Origin of the sequence: Acidiphilium sp. C61 (assembly GCF_905116885.1) — a bacterium.
In the GTDB taxonomy this organism is placed as follows: Bacteria; Pseudomonadota; Alphaproteobacteria; order Acetobacterales; family Acetobacteraceae; genus Acidiphilium.
The window spans coordinates 353,549-371,492 of sequence record NZ_CAJHNI010000005.1; the positions used below are offsets into that span (position 1 = coordinate 353,549).

Annotated in this window: 16 protein-coding genes; 9 read left to right on the forward strand and 7 right to left on the reverse strand. The window is 67.3% G+C overall.

Translation table 11 applies throughout. From position 1 onward, the window contains the following. Positions 1-14: 14 nt before the first annotated feature. The 3 genes from HUW10_RS04455 to HUW10_RS04465 are packed head-to-tail and all read right to left on the reverse strand — an operon-like array spanning position 15 to position 3,162. Positions 15-1,304: a homoserine dehydrogenase gene (locus HUW10_RS04455; protein ID WP_174502398.1), complete on the reverse strand. Its 1,290-nt coding sequence runs from the start codon at positions 1,302-1,304 to the stop codon at positions 15-17. Continuing rightward, the gene (locus HUW10_RS04460; RefSeq protein WP_174502399.1) at positions 1,301-2,512 is read right to left on the reverse strand and encodes an LL-diaminopimelate aminotransferase; all 1,212 of its coding nucleotides are present in this window, start codon (positions 2,510-2,512) and stop codon (positions 1,301-1,303) included. Before HUW10_RS04460 ends, HUW10_RS04455 begins: the two co-directional genes overlap by 4 nt. Further along, positions 2,509-3,162 (reverse strand): hypothetical protein, encoded by a 654-nt coding sequence (locus HUW10_RS04465; RefSeq protein WP_174502400.1) that lies wholly within the window; start codon positions 3,160-3,162, stop codon positions 2,509-2,511. The genes HUW10_RS04460 and HUW10_RS04465 overlap by 4 nt, the downstream gene beginning before the upstream one ends. 62 nt (positions 3,163-3,224) lie before the next feature. Between HUW10_RS04465 and HUW10_RS04470 the strand changes: the two genes are divergently transcribed. From HUW10_RS04470 to HUW10_RS04500, 7 genes are all read left to right on the forward strand, one after another. Continuing rightward, positions 3,225-5,024 carry an alpha/beta hydrolase gene (locus HUW10_RS04470; RefSeq protein ID WP_174502401.1) on the forward strand — a complete coding sequence of 600 codons (1,800 nt, stop codon included), beginning with the start codon at positions 3,225-3,227 and terminating at the stop codon, positions 5,022-5,024. Continuing rightward, positions 5,021-6,103, forward strand: a complete 1,083-nt coding sequence (locus tag HUW10_RS04475; RefSeq protein ID WP_174502402.1) for a glycosyltransferase family 4 protein — start codon at positions 5,021-5,023, stop codon at positions 6,101-6,103. Before HUW10_RS04470 ends, HUW10_RS04475 begins: the two co-directional genes overlap by 4 nt. A gap of 13 nt (positions 6,104-6,116) precedes the next feature. Next, positions 6,117-7,412 carry an O-antigen ligase family protein gene (locus tag HUW10_RS04480; protein ID WP_236656209.1) on the forward strand — a complete coding sequence of 432 codons (1,296 nt, stop codon included), beginning with the start codon at positions 6,117-6,119 and terminating at the stop codon, positions 7,410-7,412. Further along, entirely contained in the window at positions 7,409-8,371 is a 963-nt protein-coding gene (locus tag HUW10_RS04485) for a GTP-binding protein (protein WP_174502404.1), read from the forward strand. The genes HUW10_RS04480 and HUW10_RS04485 overlap by 4 nt, the downstream gene beginning before the upstream one ends. Further along, complete coding sequence (locus HUW10_RS04490; protein WP_174502405.1) at positions 8,368-9,414, forward strand: WD40 repeat domain-containing protein; 1,047 nt, start codon at positions 8,368-8,370, stop codon at positions 9,412-9,414. Before HUW10_RS04485 ends, HUW10_RS04490 begins: the two co-directional genes overlap by 4 nt. A gap of 1 nt (position 9,415) precedes the next feature. Further along, complete coding sequence (locus HUW10_RS04495) at positions 9,416-10,240, forward strand: aldo/keto reductase (protein WP_174502406.1); 825 nt, start codon at positions 9,416-9,418, stop codon at positions 10,238-10,240. 63 nt (positions 10,241-10,303) lie between these two features. Beyond that, positions 10,304-11,058 (forward strand): IS5 family transposase gene (locus tag HUW10_RS04500; protein WP_371808615.1). Its coding sequence is split into 2 segments (ribosomal slippage): positions 10,304-10,624 and positions 10,627-11,058, totalling 753 coding nucleotides; the frame shifts between segments, so codons are not numbered across the junction. 117 nt (positions 11,059-11,175) lie between these two features. Here the strand turns inward: HUW10_RS04500 and typA are convergent. Both typA and HUW10_RS04510 read right to left on the reverse strand, forming a co-directional pair. Then, positions 11,176-13,008 (reverse strand): translational GTPase TypA, encoded by a 1,833-nt coding sequence (gene typA / locus HUW10_RS04505; protein WP_174502408.1) that lies wholly within the window; start codon positions 13,006-13,008, stop codon positions 11,176-11,178. A 248-nt stretch (positions 13,009-13,256) separates the two neighbouring features. Continuing rightward, on the reverse strand, positions 13,257-13,739 hold the full coding sequence (locus HUW10_RS04510; protein ID WP_174502409.1) for a hypothetical protein: 483 nt from the start codon (positions 13,737-13,739) through the stop codon (positions 13,257-13,259). A 179-nt stretch (positions 13,740-13,918) separates the two neighbouring features. Here HUW10_RS04510 and HUW10_RS04515 point away from each other — a divergent pair, with 179 nt between their 5' ends. After that, a complete protein-coding gene (locus tag HUW10_RS04515) occupies positions 13,919-15,172 on the forward strand; it encodes an AmpG family muropeptide MFS transporter (protein ID WP_174502410.1) in 1,254 nt (417 codons plus the stop codon). A 10-nt stretch (positions 15,173-15,182) separates the two neighbouring features. On the opposite strand, the gene HUW10_RS04520 is transcribed toward HUW10_RS04515, so the two are convergent. Beyond that, positions 15,183-17,051, reverse strand: coding sequence for an ABC-F family ATP-binding cassette domain-containing protein (locus tag HUW10_RS04520; protein ID WP_174502411.1), 1,869 nt, complete (start codon positions 17,049-17,051; stop codon positions 15,183-15,185). A gap of 93 nt (positions 17,052-17,144) precedes the next feature. Between HUW10_RS04520 and ndk the strand changes: the two genes are divergently transcribed. Next, entirely contained in the window at positions 17,145-17,567 is a 423-nt protein-coding gene (gene ndk, locus HUW10_RS04525) for a nucleoside-diphosphate kinase (protein WP_174502412.1), read from the forward strand. Positions 17,568-17,680: 113 nt separating this feature from the next. Here the strand turns inward: ndk and HUW10_RS04530 are convergent, their stop codons facing one another. Continuing rightward, positions 17,681-17,935, reverse strand: coding sequence for a YMGG-like glycine zipper-containing protein (locus tag HUW10_RS04530; RefSeq protein ID WP_236656211.1), 255 nt, complete (start codon positions 17,933-17,935; stop codon positions 17,681-17,683). Positions 17,936-17,944 lie beyond the last annotated feature (9 nt).

Genomic DNA, 17,944 nt, shown 5'->3' on the forward strand with positions numbered 1-17,944 from the left:
GGGTCGAGCTTCTGTCAGGCTTGTTCGATGCGGATCAGCGCCGGCGGTTCCTGCACCGCCGGAAGTGCCGCGATCTGCACCAGGGCCGCCGCCATCGCGGCCTCTCCGGTCTCATGGGTGATGATCACCACCGGCACCACATCACCCGGGCTGCGGCCGCGCTGGAGCATCGTCTCGAGCGAAATACCGTGGTCGCGCAGCACCGCGGTGACATCGGCGATCACGCCCGGCTGGTCCAGCACCATCAGGCGCAGGCAATAGGCCCCGCGATGCGCTGCCATCGGGACCGATGCCTCTGCGCGCAGCGCATCTGGCGCCATGCCCAGCATCGGCGTCTGCCGGCCGCGGGCAAGGTCGATCAGGTCGGCGACCACGGCCGAAGCGGTCGGCCCCGCCCCGGCGCCGCGCCCCTGGATCACGATATCGCCCACAGGCTCGCCGCTGATCACGACAGCGTTGTTCACCCCATCCACCTTTGCCAACGCCGAGGTCTCAGGCACCATCGCAGGATGCACACGGGTTTCGATCCCCGCTGCGCTCGCGCGGGCGATGCCGAGCAGCTTGATCCGGTAGCCAAGCTCGTCGGCGAAGGCGATATCGACGGCGCTGATGCGGCGGATGCCCTCGACATGCACGGCACCGAAATCGACCTGGCGGCCGAAGGCGATGGCCGCAAGAATCGCGAGCTTGTGGGCGGTGTCCACCCCGTCGATATCGGCCGAGGGGTCTGCCTCGGCATACCCCAATGCCTGCGCCTCGGCGAGCACGTCGGCAAACTCCATCTTCTCGTCGCGCATGCGCGTGAGCATATAGTTGCAGGTGCCGTTGAAGATGCCGGAAACGCTGGCGATGCGGTTGGCGCCAAGCCCCTCGCGTAGCGCCTTGATGACGGGAATGCCGCCAGCCACCGCCGCCTCGAAGCGGATGCCCGGCCCGCCGCGGATCAACCCGGCGAGCTCGCCGCCCGCCTGGGCAATCAGCGCCTTGTTCGCCGTCACCACCGGCTTGCCGGCGGAAAGAGCCGCCTCGACGAGATCGCGCGCGGCGCCTGAAGCGCCACCAATCAGCTCGACGACGACATCCACCGCGGGATCGGTGGCGAGCACCAGCGGATCCTCGACCCAGCGAATGCCCTCCAGAGAGACCCCGCGGTCACGCGTGCGATCGCGGGCGGACACCGCCACCACCCGCACCGGTCGCCCGGCCCGCGCGGCGATGATGCCGGCATTCTCCCGCAACAGCCGCACGACACCGGCACCGACCGTCCCGAGACCGGCGATTCCGACCGACAATTCGCGATTCATGCCGAGACGTTCTCCTGCTGGGACGGCGCATTGCCCGGCGCCATGAAGGCGCGGATGTTGCGCACCGCCTGCCGGAGCCGATGGGTGTTCTCAACCAGCGCGATGCGGACATGGCCATCGCCATACTCGCCAAAGCCGATCCCCGGCGCGACCGCGACCTTGGCGCGTTCGAGCAGCAGCTTCGCGAAATCAACCGAGCCGAGATGCGCGTACCGCTCCGGGATCGGCGCCCAGGCGAACATGGATCCCGCCGGGCTCGGCACGTCCCAGCCGGCCTGCGCAAGGCCCTTGATCAGCACGTCGCGCCGCTCGCGATAGAGCGTGCGCATCTGCTCGACGCAGTCCTGCGGGCCGTTCAGCGCCGCCGTAGCCGCGACCTGGATCGGCGTGAAAGCGCCGTAATCGAGATAGGATTTCATGCGCGCGAGGGCGGAGACCAGCCGCGGGTTGCCGGCAGCGAACCCCATGCGCCAGCCCGGCATCGAATAGGTCTTCGACATCGAGGTGAATTCGACCGTGATGTCTTTCGCCCCCTCGACCTGCAGCACCGAAGGCGGCGGCTCGCCCTCGAAATAGATTTCGGCATAGGCGAGATCGGACAGGATGAAGATCTCGTGCTTGCGGGCGAAGGCGACGATTTCCTTGTAAAAATCGAGCGTCGCCAGATACGCCGTTGGATTTGAGGGAAAATTCACGATCAGCGCCGTCGGCTTCGGCACCGAATGGCGCACTGCACGGTCGAGCGCGCGGAGCATCTCGTCATCGGGCGTGGCCGGCACCGAACGGACCGAGGCGCCGGCGATGATGAAGCCGAACTGGTGGATCGGGTAGGACGGATTGGGCACCAGGATCGTGTCGCCCGGCGAGGTGATCGCGTTGGCGAGGTTGGCCAGCCCCTCCTTCGAGCCCAGCGTGGCGATCACCTCGGTTTCCGGATTGAGCTTCACGCCGAAGCGCCGATCGTAATACGCCGCCAGCGCACGACGCAGGCCGGAAATGCCCTTGCTGGTCGAATAGCGATGGCTGCGCGGGTCGGCAACGGTTTCCACCAGCTTGGCCACGATATGGGGCGGGGTCGCGCTGTCCGGATTGCCCATGCCGAGGTCGATAATGTCTTCGCGCCGGTTGCGCGCAGCCGCCTTGGCCTGGTTGACCTCCGCGAAGACGTAGGGAGGAAGACGGCGGATTCGGTGAAATTCCTCGGTCATGATCGGTCCTGGGCGTCCGGTGTGGTGGAAAGATCGCGGGGGTATATCACCTGCGCCACGCCACCGCGACCGCCTGCAAGCGCTTCAATGCGGATATCCGAAGGTGGCACGCCGGCAGCTTCCAGCGCGTTGGCAACGGCCGTGGCGCGCAGCAGGGCGAGGCGCAGGCTTTCAGGCTCGTCTGCCGGCGCGAATCCGGCGGCAATGACCGGATGGCCGCCCCGCCGGGCAGCGAAACCCCGCAGCAAAGCAACTTGCGTCGATGACAGCACAGCCCCGCGCGGAGCAAATCCCAGACGCAAGGGTGGCACGGCCGGCGCGGGCGGGGCCTGTTTCGGTGACGCCGGCGGGTGCCCACCCAGGCTGTTCTGGCCGCGATTGGCCGCCTCGAGGCGGGTGCGGATCGCAGTCTGGGCAGCGGGCGAAAGAGAAACCGGACGCGCCGGCACGGTCGCCAGATTGGGCCATGGGGATTGCAGGCCCGGTGCCGGTGGCGGCGCCGAATTGATCACCCCTCCCTCGTAGCGATGGAGCAGTGCTTCAGGGCTGTAGGCCGCGCAGCCCGAGAGGGCGAGGCCGGCCAGCGCCATGATTGCAAACGCGATACGGCGCGGGGTTTCGGGATCAGGCGGAATCTGGCTATAGGTCACTTCGGCTCCTCGCTTGCACCCTAGACCTTAGCGCCTGCATCCCGGAGCCGGAAGGAGCGTCAATGGCCGAACAGCAAAATCCGCGGACTACCGAGCCGAACATGTCCGATCCCGCGGCCTATTCGCGGACCATGGCCGACATTGCGGCCAGGTCGCAGCGAATCGTCGCCGAGTGGCTGGACCGCCAGCACGAGGTCGACGTCGCGATCGATCCGCTCAACATCGGCAGCGCCTTCATGGAGATGATGGCCAAGCTGATGTCCAATCCGTCCATGCTCATCGATGCGCAACTCGGGTTCTGGCAGGACTATGTCACGCTTTGGCAGCATTCCACGCGCCGGATGATGGGGCTGGAGACGGCTCCGGTAGTGCCGCCCGATCCGCGGGACAAGCGCTTCCAGCATGAGGAATGGAAAGAGAACGAGATTTTCGACTTCATCCGGCAGAGCTACCTGCTCTCGGCGCGGTTCGTGCAGGATGTGGTCAGGCGGGTCGACGGGCTCGATCCGAAAACGGCCCAGAAGGTCGATTTCTACGCGAGGCAGTTCGTCGATGCGATGAGCCCGTCCAACTTCGCGCTGACCAATCCGCAGGTCTTGCGCAAGACGGTCGAAACCCGGGGGGAGAATCTGCTGCGGGGCCTGTCCAACCTGCTGCGCGACCTCGAGGCCGGGCGCGGCCAGCTCCACATCCGCATGACCGATGCCGAGGCCTTCAGCGTCGGCGGGAATATCGCGGTCACGCCGGGAAAGGTCGTCTTCCGCAACGAGTTGATGGAGCTGATCCAGTACACGCCGGCAACGCAAACTGTCCGGAAGACACCGCTGGTGATCTTCCCGCCCTGGATCAACAAGTTCTACATCCTCGACCTGCGCCCCAAGAACAGCTTCATCCGCTGGGCCGTCGAGCAGGGGCATACCGTCTTCGTCGCGAGCTGGGTGAACCCGGATGAGCGCCTCGCCGAGAAGGATTTCGCCGACTACATGAAACTCGGCGTGTTCGCCGCCCTCGACGCGATCGAGCAGGCCACAGGCGAACGCCAGGTGAACGCGATCGGCTACTGCCTCGGCGGCACGCTGCTGGCGGCCACCCTCGCGGTGATGGCGCGCCGGCGGGACAACCGGATCAAGTCAGCGACGTTTCTTGTGACATTGACGGATTTCGCTGATGTCGGCGAACTCGGGGTCTTCATCGACGAGGAGCAACTCGTCGCTCTCGAGGAGAAGATGAACCGTCGCGGCTATCTCGAAGGCTCGGCGATGGCCACCACCTTCAACATGCTTCGCTCGAACGACCTGATCTGGAGCTTCGTGGTCAACAACTACCTGCTCGGCAACGAGACCTTCCCGTTCGATCTGCTGTACTGGAACTCCGATTCCACCCGCATGCCGGCGGCGATGCATTCGTTCTATCTCCGGAACATGTATCAGAAGAACCTGCTGAGCCAGAAGGATGCCATCACGCTGGACGGCACGCCGGTCGATCTCCGGCGGGTCAAGGTGCCGGTCTATTTCCTCTCCTGCCGCGAGGATCACATCGCCCCCTGGGCGAGCACCTACCGTGCGACCCAGATGATGGCAGGGCCGAAGCGCTTCGTGCTCGCCGCCTCCGGCCACATCGCCGGCGTTATCAACCCGCCGGACAGCGGCAAATACAACCATTTCGTCAACGCGACCCTGCCGACAAGCCCCGAGGATTGGTTCGCCGGTGCGACCGAAGTGGCAGGCTCCTGGTGGCCGGATTGGCAGCGCTGGATCGCGGCGCAAGGCAGCGAACAGGTTCCCGCCCGCGGACCGGGCGACGGCGCGCTTCCCGCCCTCGCCGATGCACCCGGCAATTACGTGAAAGTCCGATCTGCTTGAACCAGCCGGACTCGGCCGGCAGCATCGCGATGGTGCTGCCGGCCAGTGAAGCCTTTTCCCCTGGCCGGGCCGGCGCGATCGCCCTGGTTGTCCGGCGGCTCGCTGCTGCGACCGGCGCTTCGGTGATCGGCGCAGCCTGTCCGGAGCCGAGCTTTGCCGGCATTCCGTATAATGCGGTCAGCTTCCGCGCGCCGCTTGCCTACAATGCCGGCGTGCTGCGCCGGCTGCGGCGGCTGCGCCCGGCCAATATCGACATCCACCAGCAGCCGCGCCTTGCCCGGCTTGCGGCACGTTTGCTGCCCGCCAGCCGGGTGATGCTGTTCCTGCACAACGAACCGACGACGATGCGCGGCCTCACCAGCCCGCAGGCCCGGGCGCGCACGCTGCGCCGCCTGCACGCGGTGGTGTGCGTGTCCGATCATCTCCGCGCCCGCTACGCGACCGGCCTTGCCGACACAGCCGGCCTCGTCACGCTGCACAACCCGCTCACCCTCGCCGGACTACCGGCCTCTCCCGCGATACGGCAGCACGAAATCCTGTTTGCCGGCCGCATCGTCGAGGGCAAGGGGATCGCCGATTTCATCGCCGCCAGCGCCGCCGCTTTGCCACGCCTGCCAGGCTGGTCCGCGCGCATCATCGGTGGCGACCGCTTCGGGCCGGACAGTCCGGAAACCCCGTTCGTGCGCGAGATGCAGGCCCGCGCAAACGCCGCCGGTATCGCCTGGGGCGGCTATCGGCCGCACGAGGAGGTTGTAAGGGCGATGGCCAGCGCCGCGATCGTCGCGGTCCCGAGCCGATGGCCCGAGCCCTTCGGCCTGACCGCGCTCGAGGCAATGGCGACCGGTGCCGCGCTGGTCGCGGCACGGGCGGGTGGGCTGCCGGAGGTGGTGGGCGAGGCCGGGCTGCTGGTGCCGCCCGGCGACGCCTCCGCTTTGGCAGCCGCCTTCCTGCATCTGGCGGGCGACTACGCGGCGCGCGACCGCCTTGCCGCCGCCGGCCGCGCTCGCGCGCGATTGTTCGACACGCCCGTCATCGCCGCCCGCCTGCAGCGGTTGCGCGAAGCGGAAACGCCGGTATGAGCGGAGCATGACGATGCAACGCGCCGCCCTGATCGCCGCCCTGATCCTGCCGTTTGGCCTGCTTTACGCCCGTGCCGGCGCGGAGTTCGCGATGGGGGCGGTCGATATCCTGTTCCTCATCCACTCCGCTCGCACCGGCGATTGGCGCTGGGTGCGGCAACCCTGGTTCGTGCTCGGATGCCTCTGGTGGATCGCGGTGATGATCTGCTCCGCGCCGATCCCGGCCCTCGGCCTCGGGCCGGGCGGCTGGAAATCCTTCACCCAGGCGCTGGTGCTCATCCGCCTGCTGGTACTCGCCGCCGCCCTTGGCCACTGGGTGCTCGACATTGAAGCCGCACGGACCCGGTTCTGGCTCGCCCTCGCCGCCTGCGAAGCCTGGATCCTGCTGCAAAGCTGGCAGCAGGAGATCATCGGTGTGAACATTTTCGGCGACCACCGCTGGGCCGACGGCGCGCTCACCGGCCCATTCTGGGCGCCGCGCGCCGGCCCCCCATTCAGCCACCTGCTGTTTCTCACCGCCCTGCCGGTCATCGCGGCGCTGATCGCGCGGCCCGGAATCGCGTCGAAACTCGCCGCGGCGGCCGTCGGCGGGCTCGGCTTCGCGACAACGCTGGTGATCGGCCAGCGCATGCCCTTCGCGCTGGCCTTGCTTGGCCTCGCCGTCACAGCCCTCGCCTTCCGGCCGATCCGCCTGCCGGCGATCGGCCTCGGCGTACTGATCATGCTCGCGATTCCGGCGCTGAAGCTGGTCTCGCCGCCCAGTTTCGACAAGCTGGTGCTGGAGACCAGCCGCCAGGTCAGCCATTTCGCGAAAAGCCCCTATGGCGAGCTCTACACGCGGGCGACAGTGATGATCGAGCACGCCCCCTGGCGCGGCTATGGCTTCAATGGTTTCCGCGATTTCTGCCCCGAACCGCGGTTCGATCGCGGCCTCCCCGCGCTGGGGGTCGGCCCGACCAGCCTGAAGCGCGGCGCCTGCAACATCCATCCGCATAATTTCTATCTTCAGGCCGGGCTCGATGGCGGGCTGCTCGGGCTCGCGCTGTTCGCCGCGATGAACGCGGCCTGGCTGCTGGCACTTGGCCGCGGGATCATGCGCCGCCCGCTGGCACTCGGCGCCTTCATCGGCGTGCTGACCTATGCCTGGCCGCTCGCCTCGACCGACAATTTCGCCGTCCTGCCGATGGCGGGCTGGCTGTTCCTCATGCTCGGCCTCGGCCTCGCCGCGCCGCGCACTGGTCCGCCCGAGCCCGCCTGCCTATATCCCGCAGCAACGACACGCCCCTCTATGACAGGATCTCCCGCATGAGCGATCTCGTTCCCGTCACCGTCCTCACCGGCTTTCTCGGTGCGGGCAAGACCACCCTGCTCAACCGCATCCTCACCGAGGATCATGGCCGCAAATACGCGGTCGTGATCAACGAGTTCGGCGAGCGCGGCGTCGACAACGACCTCGTCGTCGATACCGACGAGGAAGTCTTCGAGATGAACAACGGCTGCATCTGCTGCACCGTGCGCGGCGACCTGATCCGCATCATCGGCGGGCTGATGAAGCGCCGCAACCGCTTCGATGGCATCATCGTCGAGACCACCGGCCTCGCCAACCCTGCCCCCGTCGCGCAGACCTTCTTCGTCGACGAGGATGTGAAGGCAAAGACGAGGCTCGATGCGATCGTCACCGTGGTCGACGCGAAGAACCTGCCCGCCCGCCTCGCCGATGCGCCGGAAGCCGAGGACCAGATCGCCTTTGCCGACGTCATCGTGCTGAACAAGCTCGACCTCGTCACCCCGAAGGAACTCGCCGATGTCGAGGCGCGGATCCGCACGATCAACCGTTTCGCGCAGATCCACCACACGACCCGCGCCGACGTCCCGGCCGACCGCCTGCTCGGCATCAACGCCTTCAGCCTCGACCGCGTGCTGCAATCGGTGCCGGATTTCCTTGAAGAGGATTCCCACACCCATGACGAGCACATGAGCAGCATCAGCCTGTCGGTGACAAAGCCGCTCGACCCCGAGCTGTTCAACGCCTGGATCGGCGGCATCCTCGCCACCCAGGGGCAGGACATCCTGCGCACCAAGGGCATCCTCGCCTTCGCCGGCGAGGATCGCCGCTTCGCCTTCCAGGCCGTGCACATGATGGCGGATGGCGATTTCATCCGCCCCTGGAAGGAGGACGAGGAACGCGAAAGCCGCATCGTCTTCATCGGCCGCGATCTCAACCGCCCGATGCTGCGCCGCGGCTTCGAAAGCTGCATCGCCGAATGAGCGGCATGGTCACTGATGCGGACGAGATGCTCCGCGTGCGCGGTGTGACGCACGATTGCGCCGAGTTCGTCACCGCCCTCGCTTTCGACCGTGCCGGCGGCACCCTCGGCGCCGGGCTCGGCGACGGGCGGATCGTGCTCCGCCGCGTCAGCGGCGGCGACTTCGCCGAGCACGCCTGCCATGACGGCGCGGTGCTCGCCCTCGTGCCGGATATCGACGAGCGCGGCTTCTGTTCGGGCGGCGATGACGGCGCGCTCAAACGTCTCGATCCGGCGACCGGCGAAAGCACCGAACTCGCCAGCTTCGGCATGAAATGGGTCGAGCACGTCCTCACCGTGCCGGATCGCAAGGCGCCGCTACGGGCTGCCGCGGTCGGGAAGACGATCCACCTGCTCGATGCCGGCGGCGCCACGCTCCGCACCCTCGTCCATCCCTCGACCGTCGCCGGCATGGCGCTCGATCCGAAGCACCGCCGCCTTGCCGCGGCGCATTACAACGGCGCCTCGCTCTGGTTCGTCCGCTCCGAGAACGCGAAGCCGCAGGTCTTCGAGTGGAAGGGCAGCCACCTCGCCGTCGCCCTGCATCCCGATATCGAGGCGATGGTCACCGCCATGCAGGAAAACGAACTTCATGGCTGGAAGCTGCCCGACGGCCAGCACATGCGGATGAGCGGCTACCCGACAAAGCCCGAATCGCTCGACTTCACCCGCTCCGGCAAATGGCTGGCCACCGCCGGCGCCGAGGCCATCGTGATCTGGCCGTTCTTCGGCGGCGGGCCGATGGGCAAGGCGCCGCTCGAACTCGCTGCCGGCGATACCGTGGTCCGGCGCGTCGCCTGCCATCCGCAGCACGAGGTCGTCGCCGCCGGTTTCGCCGATGGCTCTGTCGTGGTGGCCGACATCGCGCGCGAACGCATCCTGCCCGTTGCCGCCGCCGGGCGCGGCGCGGTCTCCGCCCTCGGCTGGAGCCCGAACGGCGCCTATCTCGCCTTCGGCACGGAAACCGGCTTTCTTGCCCTGATCGACTTCTCGCGAAAGGACTGACATGACAGGCATGCCCATCACCGGCGGCGCGCTCGCCATGCCCAAGCTCGGTCTCGGCACCTGGCGGATGAGCGGGCGCGACTGCACCGCCGCCGTCACCCGCGCGCTATCCCTCGGCTATCGCCATATCGACACCGCCGAGATGTATGGCAACGAGGAAGCCGTCGGCGCCGCCCTCGCCAGCAGTTCCATTCCGCGTGACGAGATCTTTCTCACCACCAAGGTCTGGTACGAAAATCTCACCCCGGATGGCGTGCGCCGCGCCATCGAGGCCAGCCTCGCCAAGTTGCGCACCGATCATGTGAACCTCTTCCTGATCCACTGGCCGTCACCGTCGATGAACCTCGCCGCGGTGCTGGCCACCATGGCGCATCTCAAGCACGAGGGACTGGTGCGGCATATCGGCGTGTCGAACTTCACGGTCGCGCTGATGCGCCAGGCGGTTGAGTCGATCGGTGCCGAAATCGCCTGCAACCAGGTCGAATATCACGTCCTGCTCGGGCAGAAAGCGGTGCTGGACTATGCCCGGGCCCACGGCATCACGGTCACCGCCTATTGCCCGCTCGCCCAGGGCCGGCTGGGCGACCATCCGGCGCTCGCTTCGGTCGCTGCGAAGCACGGAGCAACTCCGGCACAGATCGCCCTCAAATACCTTCTCGACCAGGACGGTGTCGCGGCGATCCCGAAAGCGGCGCGCGAGGAAACCCAGCGCGCCAATCTCGCAGCCCTCACCATCGCCCTCGACGACGAGGACCGCGCCGCCCTCGCCGCCCTGCCGAAAACCCAGCGCTTCGTCGACCCGGCCTTCGCGCCGGAGTGGGACTAGGTTCTGTACCTATTGCCATGACTACGGGGCGTCTGATTCAAGTCTGTTCGGAGGACTTGGAACATGGCGGAACTTTTCTGGCTGAACGACACGCAATGGGCTGCGATCGAACCATTGCTGCCGAAGCTTGGCGGCAAGCCTCGGGTTGATGACCGCCGGGTGCTGAGCGGCATCCTGCATCGCTTTCGCGAGGGCTTGCGATGGCGAGCGCTTCCTGAGGCCTATGGGCCACGAACCACTGTGTTCAACCGGTTCAACCGCTGGAGCCAGCGTGGCCTCTGGCAGGAGATCTTCGCGGCGCTTGTCGCCTGCGCGGATCCGCCGCGCATCGCCATGGTGGACAGCACCTCGGTTCGGGCACACCGCGCGGCCGCGGGCGGTAAAGGGGGGCGCAAAGCCAGGCCATCGGCCGGTCGAGGGGTGGACGGACGACCAAGATCCACGCCGTCGCAGATGAGCAGGGGCGCATCGCCGCACTCCTCCTGACGCCAGGACAGGCCTCCGACATCAGCGGCGCGAGGGCGCTTCTGCCCACAATACCGCCACCAGAAGAGCTGATCGCCGACAAGGCCTACGACGCTGATGATCTTCGCGCCTTCCTCACCCGCCAAGGCACCAGGCCGGTGATCTCGCCCATGCCCAACCGCCGCGCCATTCCGCCCTTCGACCCCGTCGCCTACAGAAAGCGCAATCTCATCGAACGCGCCTTCTGCAGGCTCAAGGACTGGCGCGCCATCGCCACACGCTACGACAAAACCGCACGAAATTTCCTCGCAGGTATCTGCCTTGTCCTCGCCGTCACATCATGGATCAGTTGAGTCCAGAGCCTAGAGCACTTTCCGATCCGAAAGGATCGGAAAGTGCTCTAACAAAAAACCGGCCGGCGTTGTCGCGCCGGCCGGTCTACCTCAATTCAGAACGATATTCCCGCCGGATCAGGCGGCGTCGGACGCCCGCTCCGCCTTCTTGCGCGCATGCGGATCGAGATGCCGCTTGCGCAGCCGCACCGCGCTCGGCGTGACCTCAACCAGTTCGTCGTCCTCGATATAGGCAATCGCCTGCTCCAGGCTCATCCGGCGCGGCGGCGTCAGCAGCAGCGCCTCATCCTTGCCGGCGGCGCGGATATTGGTCAGCTTCTTCTCCTTGATCGGGTTCACGTCGAGATCATTCTCGCGGCTGTGCTCGCCGATGATCATCCCCTCGTAAACCTTCTCGCCGCCGCCGATGAACAGCGCGCCGCGATCTTGCAGGGAGAACAGCGCGTATTGCACGCTCTCGCCATCGGCATTGGCGATCAGCGCGCCGTTACGCCGCCCCTCGATCGTGCCCTTCCAGGGGCCGTAGCCGATGAAGTGGCGGTTCATCACGCCGGAGCCGCGCGTGTCGGTCAGGAACTCGCCGTGATAGCCGATCAGTCCGCGGCTCGGGATGTGGAACGTCAGCCGCTGCTTGTCGCCGCCCGAAGGACGGATATCCTGCAACTCGCCCTTGCGGCGGCTCATCTTTTCGACGACGACACCGGAATAGGGCTCATCGACGTCGATCAGCACTTCTTCCATCGGCTCCTCGCGAACGCCGGTCTCCGGATTGTCACGGGTCAGCACGCGCGGCCGGCCGATGGTCAGCTCGAAGCCCTCGCGGCGCATCGTCTCGATCAGCACGCCGAGCTGCAATTCGCCGCGCCCAGCCACCTCGAACGCCTCGGTTTCATTCGAATCCGTCACGCGGATCGCGACATTGGCTTCCGCCTCGCGGAACAGGCGATCGCGAATCTGCCGCGACGTCACCTTCTTGCCCTCGCGCCCGCCGAGCGGGCCATCATTGATGCGGAAGGTCATCGACAGCGTCGGCGGGTCGATCGGGATCGCCGGCAGCGCGGCGCTGATCTCCATGGCACCGATCGTATCCGGCACGGTCGCCTCCTTGAGGCCGGCGACGGCGATGATGTCGCCCGCCGAAACCTCGTCCACCGGCACGCGCTCCAGGCCGCGGAAGGCGAGCAGCTTGGTCAACCGCCCGGTCTCCACCGCGCGCCCGTCGAAGCTGATGGCGCGCACCGGCATGTTCACGGTCGCCCGCCCCTGCTCGACGCGGCCGGTCAGCACGCGGCCGAGGAAGTTGTCGCTCTCGAGAATGGTCACGACCATGGCGAAGGGTGCGTCGGCATCCAGGCCGGGCGCGGGCACATGGCTCACGATCAGGTCGAACAGCGGCGAGAGGTTCTCGCGCGGTCCGTCCAGGGTCGCCGTTGCCCAGCCCTGACGGCCGGAGGCGTAGAGCATCGGGAAATCGAGCTGCTCGTCATTCGCGCCGAGGGCGGCGAACAGGTCGAACACCTCGTTGTGCACCTCGTCGGCGCGGGAATCCGGACGGTCGATCTTGTTGACGACGACGATCGGCTTCAGCCCGCGCGCCAGCGCCTTGCCGACCACGAACTTGGTCTGCGGCAGCACGCCTTCGGCGGCATCGACCAGGACGACCACGCCGTCCACCATGTTCAGGATGCGCTCGACTTCGCCGCCGAAATCGGCATGGCCTGGCGTGTCGACGATATTGATCCGCACGTCGCCCCACTGCACGGCGGTGCATTTGGCGAGGATGGTGATGCCGCGCTCGCGCTCAAGGTCGTTGCGGTCGAGCGCGCGCTCGGCCACCTGCTGATGCGCGCCGAACGAGCCGGACTGCTTGAGAAGATTGTCCACAAGCGTTGTCTTGCCATGGTCGACATGGGCGATGATCGCCACGTTGCGCAGCTTGGTCTCGGTCATGATACAGGTCTTTCGGGGTTCAACGCGGTTGCTCTACACGTTTTGCATTGCAAAAGCGAGCTTCATGACGCAGACGGGATATGAAGAGTTGAAAAAGGGGCGGCCTTAGAGCACTTTCCGATCCTCTCGGATCGGATGTAGTGCTCTATCATATTGATAAACAGAGCATCTTTATCCGATCAGATGACTCAATCTGGTCGGATGATGCTCTAGCCGCCCGCCCGGCAGGCGAAACGTGGTCCCGGCCGTTATTTTGCCGCCGGTGCCGGCGCCGGCATCATGGGCGCACTGCCGTGGACGGGCATTCCGTTGGCGCCCTGAGCCGGCATCATCGAACCGCTCCCCTGCGCCGGCATCGGCGCCCCCATTGCGGCGCCGCCGCTGATCATCGTTATCGCCCGATGGACCAGCATGCGCGCCCTGGCGTAGTCACCGCGTTCGACAGCGCTGCGGGCCCGCCGCACCGCGTCGATGGCCGGTGTGCGGATCATCCCCTGCACACTCCCCTCGACATAGGAGTTGGTCAGCAGATCGGTCTCGGCCCGGCCGAGCGCGACCCGCGCCCGTGTTTTCTGATGTGCCGCCACCGCCTGCCCGGCGATGCCGAGATAGGTTCCGGCCGAGGCGCCATCGGGCAGCGCGCCGCCCATGCGGGTCGGTGCCGGTGCCTGCGCGAAGGCAATGCCACTCGTCAGGGCCAGGACAAAGCCAGTCAGCATGATGGTCTTCATGATGGTCTCCCTCCTTGAAATGAGGTTTCGCAGTCCCCCGCGAAGCCACGTTCCGCCACAGACGTTGGGTGCGGCACCACAGGGAGCAACAGCGCAAGCGTCTCCGTCCGATTAAACCACCGTCACGAAATCCCGCCCGAGGCTTGACGGCGCCGGGCGCGGGACTGGCAAATGGCGGCATGAACCGGATTCGCGCCATCGCCCTGATCGGCCTGCTCGGCTTTTCCTCTGGCTTGCCGCTCGCCCTGTCCGGCTTCACGCTCCGCCTCTGGCTCGCCCGCGCCCATTTGCCCCTGGAGGCGATCGGGTTCACCGCCAATCTAGGCATCGCCTATTCGCTGAAATTCCTCTGGGCGCCGGCGCTCGACCAATTCCGCCCCCCGCGCCCGTTCCGCGCGCTCGGCCGCCGGCGCGGCTGGCTGCTGCCAATCCAGCTCTGCCTCGCCGCCGCCGTCCTCGCTCTTGCCCTCACCAGCCCGGCGCACGCCCTTGCCGCGACGCTGCTGGCCGGCGGCCTCGTCGCCTTCCTCTCGGCAAGCCAGGACATCATGATCGATACCTGGCGGATCGAGATATTCCCCCAACACCTGCAGGGTGCCGCCACCGCCGGCTATGTCTGGGGTTACCGCGCGGCGATGCTGATCTCGGGCTCCGGCGTCATCGCCCTGTCCACCCTCACCGGCTGGCATGTCGCGATCCTCGCGATGGTTCCGCTCCAGCTCGTCGGCGCCGCCGCAACGCTGGCCTGCGCCGAGCCCACCCCACCGCCGGCGCGCGGGCCGGTCTCGATCGGCGCCCGCTTCCGCGAGGCGGTGATCGCGCCGCTCGCCGATTTCCTCAGCCGCGAGGGCGCCTGGATCATCCTCGCCTTCGTCATCCTGTTCCGCCTCGGCGAAGCGCTGGCCGGGGTGATGCTTGCGCCCTACTACACCCATCTCGGCTTCGACCGCGCGACCATCGCCATTGCCAACGGCCCGCCCTCACTGGTGGCCGTCCTCGCGGGCACGGCACTCGGCGGCGTCGCCGTGGCACGGCTCGGCGTCGGGCGCGCCCTGCTCACCGCCGGCGCCTTCCAGACCCTCACGCTGATCCTCTACCCGCTGCTCGGCCTCTACCCGCATCTGCCGCACATCCTGCTCGCGACCAGCGTCGCGGAAAGCTTCGCAGAAGGCATCGCCGATGCCGCCTTCATCACCTATCTCTCCGGCCTCTGCACCAAGGCCTACACCGCGACGCAATACGCCCTGCTCTCCTCCGTCGCAGCGCTTGCCCTACGCACAATCGGCGGCTTCTCCGGCGTCCTCGTCCATGCGATGGGCTGGCTGCCCTTCTACGAATTCACCGTGATCTCGGCGCTGCCCGCGATGGCGGTGATGCTCTATATCCTGCGCCGCTACCCGCCGCCCGCGCCGGCTGCTCTTGCCGCCGAATGAGGCCGGACGGTCAGCCGGCGGCGGCTTCCAGCGCCGCCTCGGCTTCAAGCCAGGCAGCCTCCCTGGCCTCGATCTCGGTGGCGATGGCAGCGAGGCGGATATTGATCGCCGAAATCTCCTCTGGCTTCGCCCGCGCGTAGAACCCGGCATCGGCGAGCTTCGCCATCAGCGTCCGCTTCTCCGCCTCGAGCCGGCCGATCGCCGCCTCGGCGTCGCGTGCGGCCTTGCGCAGCGGCGCTGTCGCCTCGCGGGCAACGGCGCGGGCCCGCCGGTCATCCTTCGCCGCCGGCGCCGCCTTGCGCTCGCCGGTGCCGGACGGCTTCTGGGTGATCAGCCGACGATAGGACTCGAGATCGTCGTCATAGGCCGCGACCCGCCCGTCCGCGACGAGCAGCAGCCGGTCGGCCACGAGGTCGAGCAGATGCGTATCATGGGTCACCAGCACCACCGCGCCGGCGAAATCGGTGATCGCGCGTACCAGCGCCTCGCGGGCATCGATATCGAGATGGTTGGTCGGCTCGTCGAGGATCAGCACCTGCGGCGCGTCGCGCGTGGCGAGGGCGAGGAGAAGCCGCGCCTTCTCACCGCCGGAAAGCTGGCCGACCACCGTCTCCACCCGGTCGGCGTCGAGGCCGAACCGCGCGGCCTGCGCGCGCAGCTCCGTCACCGTCGCCTTCGGCAGCGTGCGGGCGAGATGGCCGAGCGGGGTGTCCGCGAGGTCGAGATCGTCCTCCTGGTGCTGCGCGAAATAGCCGACGGTGATTCCCCTCGTGCGGAATGACGTCCCCGCCATCGGCTCCAGTCGCCCGGCCAGCGCCTTGGCGAGAGTGGATTTACCGTTGCCATTGGCGCCGAGCAGGGCGATCCGGTCTTCCATGTCGATCCGCAGCGACACCTCGCGCAGCACCGGCTTGCCGTCATAGCCCAGCGTCGCGCGGTCGAGGGCGAGCAGCGGCGGGGAGAGCGGCCGCGGCTCGGGAAAACTGAACCGCGTCGGCGCGTCTTCGACGATCGTGTCGATCACCGGCATCCGCGCCAGCGCCTTGAGGCGGGACTGCGCCTGCCGCGCCTTGGTAGCCTGGGCGCGGAAACGGTCGACGAAGGCCTGCATGTGGGCGCGCTGGGCGGCAATCCGCGCCGCCTCGCGGTTCTGCTGCTCGGCCCGCTCGGTGCGGATACGGACGAATTCGGCAAAGCCGCCGGGCGTCAGCGTGATCCTGCCACGGTCGAGATGGGCGATCGAGTCCACCGCGCGGTCGAGCAGGTCGCGATCATGCGAGACCATCAGCACCGCGCCGGGAAACCGGGCGAGCCAGGTTTCAAGCCATAGCGTCGCTTCCAGATCGAGATGGTTGGTCGGCTCGTCGAGCAACAGCAGGTCAGGGGCGGCGAACAGCGCGGCAGCGAGGGCGACGCGCATCCTCCAGCCGCCTGAAAAGCTCGACATCGGCCGGTTCTGCGCCGCCTCGTCGAACCCGAGCCCGGCGAGAATCGCCCCGGCCCGGGCGGGCGCTGATTCAGCGTCGATCGCGATCAACCGGTCATGGATCGCCGCCAGCCGCTCAGGGTCGGCGCTGGCGGCCTCGTCGAGCAGCGCGCCGCGCTCGGTATCAGCGGCGAGCACGACGGCGGCGGGGGTGATTGTGCCGGCCGGCGCCTCCTGCGCGACCGTGCCGAGCCGCGCGCGGCTGGCAAGGCGGATACTGCCGCCATCCGGCGCGTAAATACCGGCGATCAATTTCAGAAGAGTCGATTTTCCTGCACCATTGCGCCCGATCAGACCGATCTTGCGGCCGGGATCGACGACCAGCCCCGCCCCTTCGAGCAAGGCGCGGCCAGCGATGGAAAAGGACAGGTCTTCGATCCGCAACAGGCTCATGGCCGCTTGCTATCCCACAAGGCGGGACTTGCCCACCCCGGCCCGGCCCTGTATGGGCGCGCCCAACAGCTCAACTCCAGACACGAGGCTCCCATGGCAACCGAACGCACCCTCTCGATCATCAAGCCCGACGCCACGCGCCGCAACCTCACCGGCCGCATCAATGCGAAGTTCGAGGAAATCGGGCTGCGCATCGTCGCCCAGAAGCGCATTCACCTGACCAAGAGCCAGGCCGAGGCGTTCTACGGCGTTCACAAGGAGCGTCCGTTCTTCGCCGGCCTGGTCAGCTTCATGACGTCGGGCCCGGTCGTCGTCCAGGTGCTTGAAGGTGACGACGCGGTAGCCCGCAACCGCGCGATCATGGGTGCGACCGACCCCAAGAAGGCCGAAGCCGGCACCATCCGCGCCGAATTCGCCGAGGACATCGAGGCGAACTCCGTCCATGGCTCCGACGCGGCCGACACCGCGGCGCAGGAAATCGCGTTCTTTTTCGCCGGCACCGAGATCGTCGGCTGATCTGGCCAGACGAGACCATCGGCTGATCTGACCCGATCAGCAGGACAACAAAAAAGGGGGTGAAAGCCCCCTTTTTCATGCTTGCTCCGGATGGTGCCGAAGCGGTGGCGGGATTATGGCACGTGGCCCAGATTGATCTGGTTCGGGTTCGTCACAGCACCGCCGATCGCACCCACGGCACCGCCGATCAACGCGCCCGTCGCGGCAGAGCCGCCGGTTGCGGCGCCGAGGATGGCGCCCGTTCCGGCACCGATGGCGCCGCCGGAGAGGGCGCGCTGGCCGGGCGTATAGCCGCAGCCGGCAAGCCCAAGCGCCGTAGCGCAGAGCAGGACGGGCAGGATGAAGCGTTGTTTCGATCTCAAGGCCATTGTCTAGGT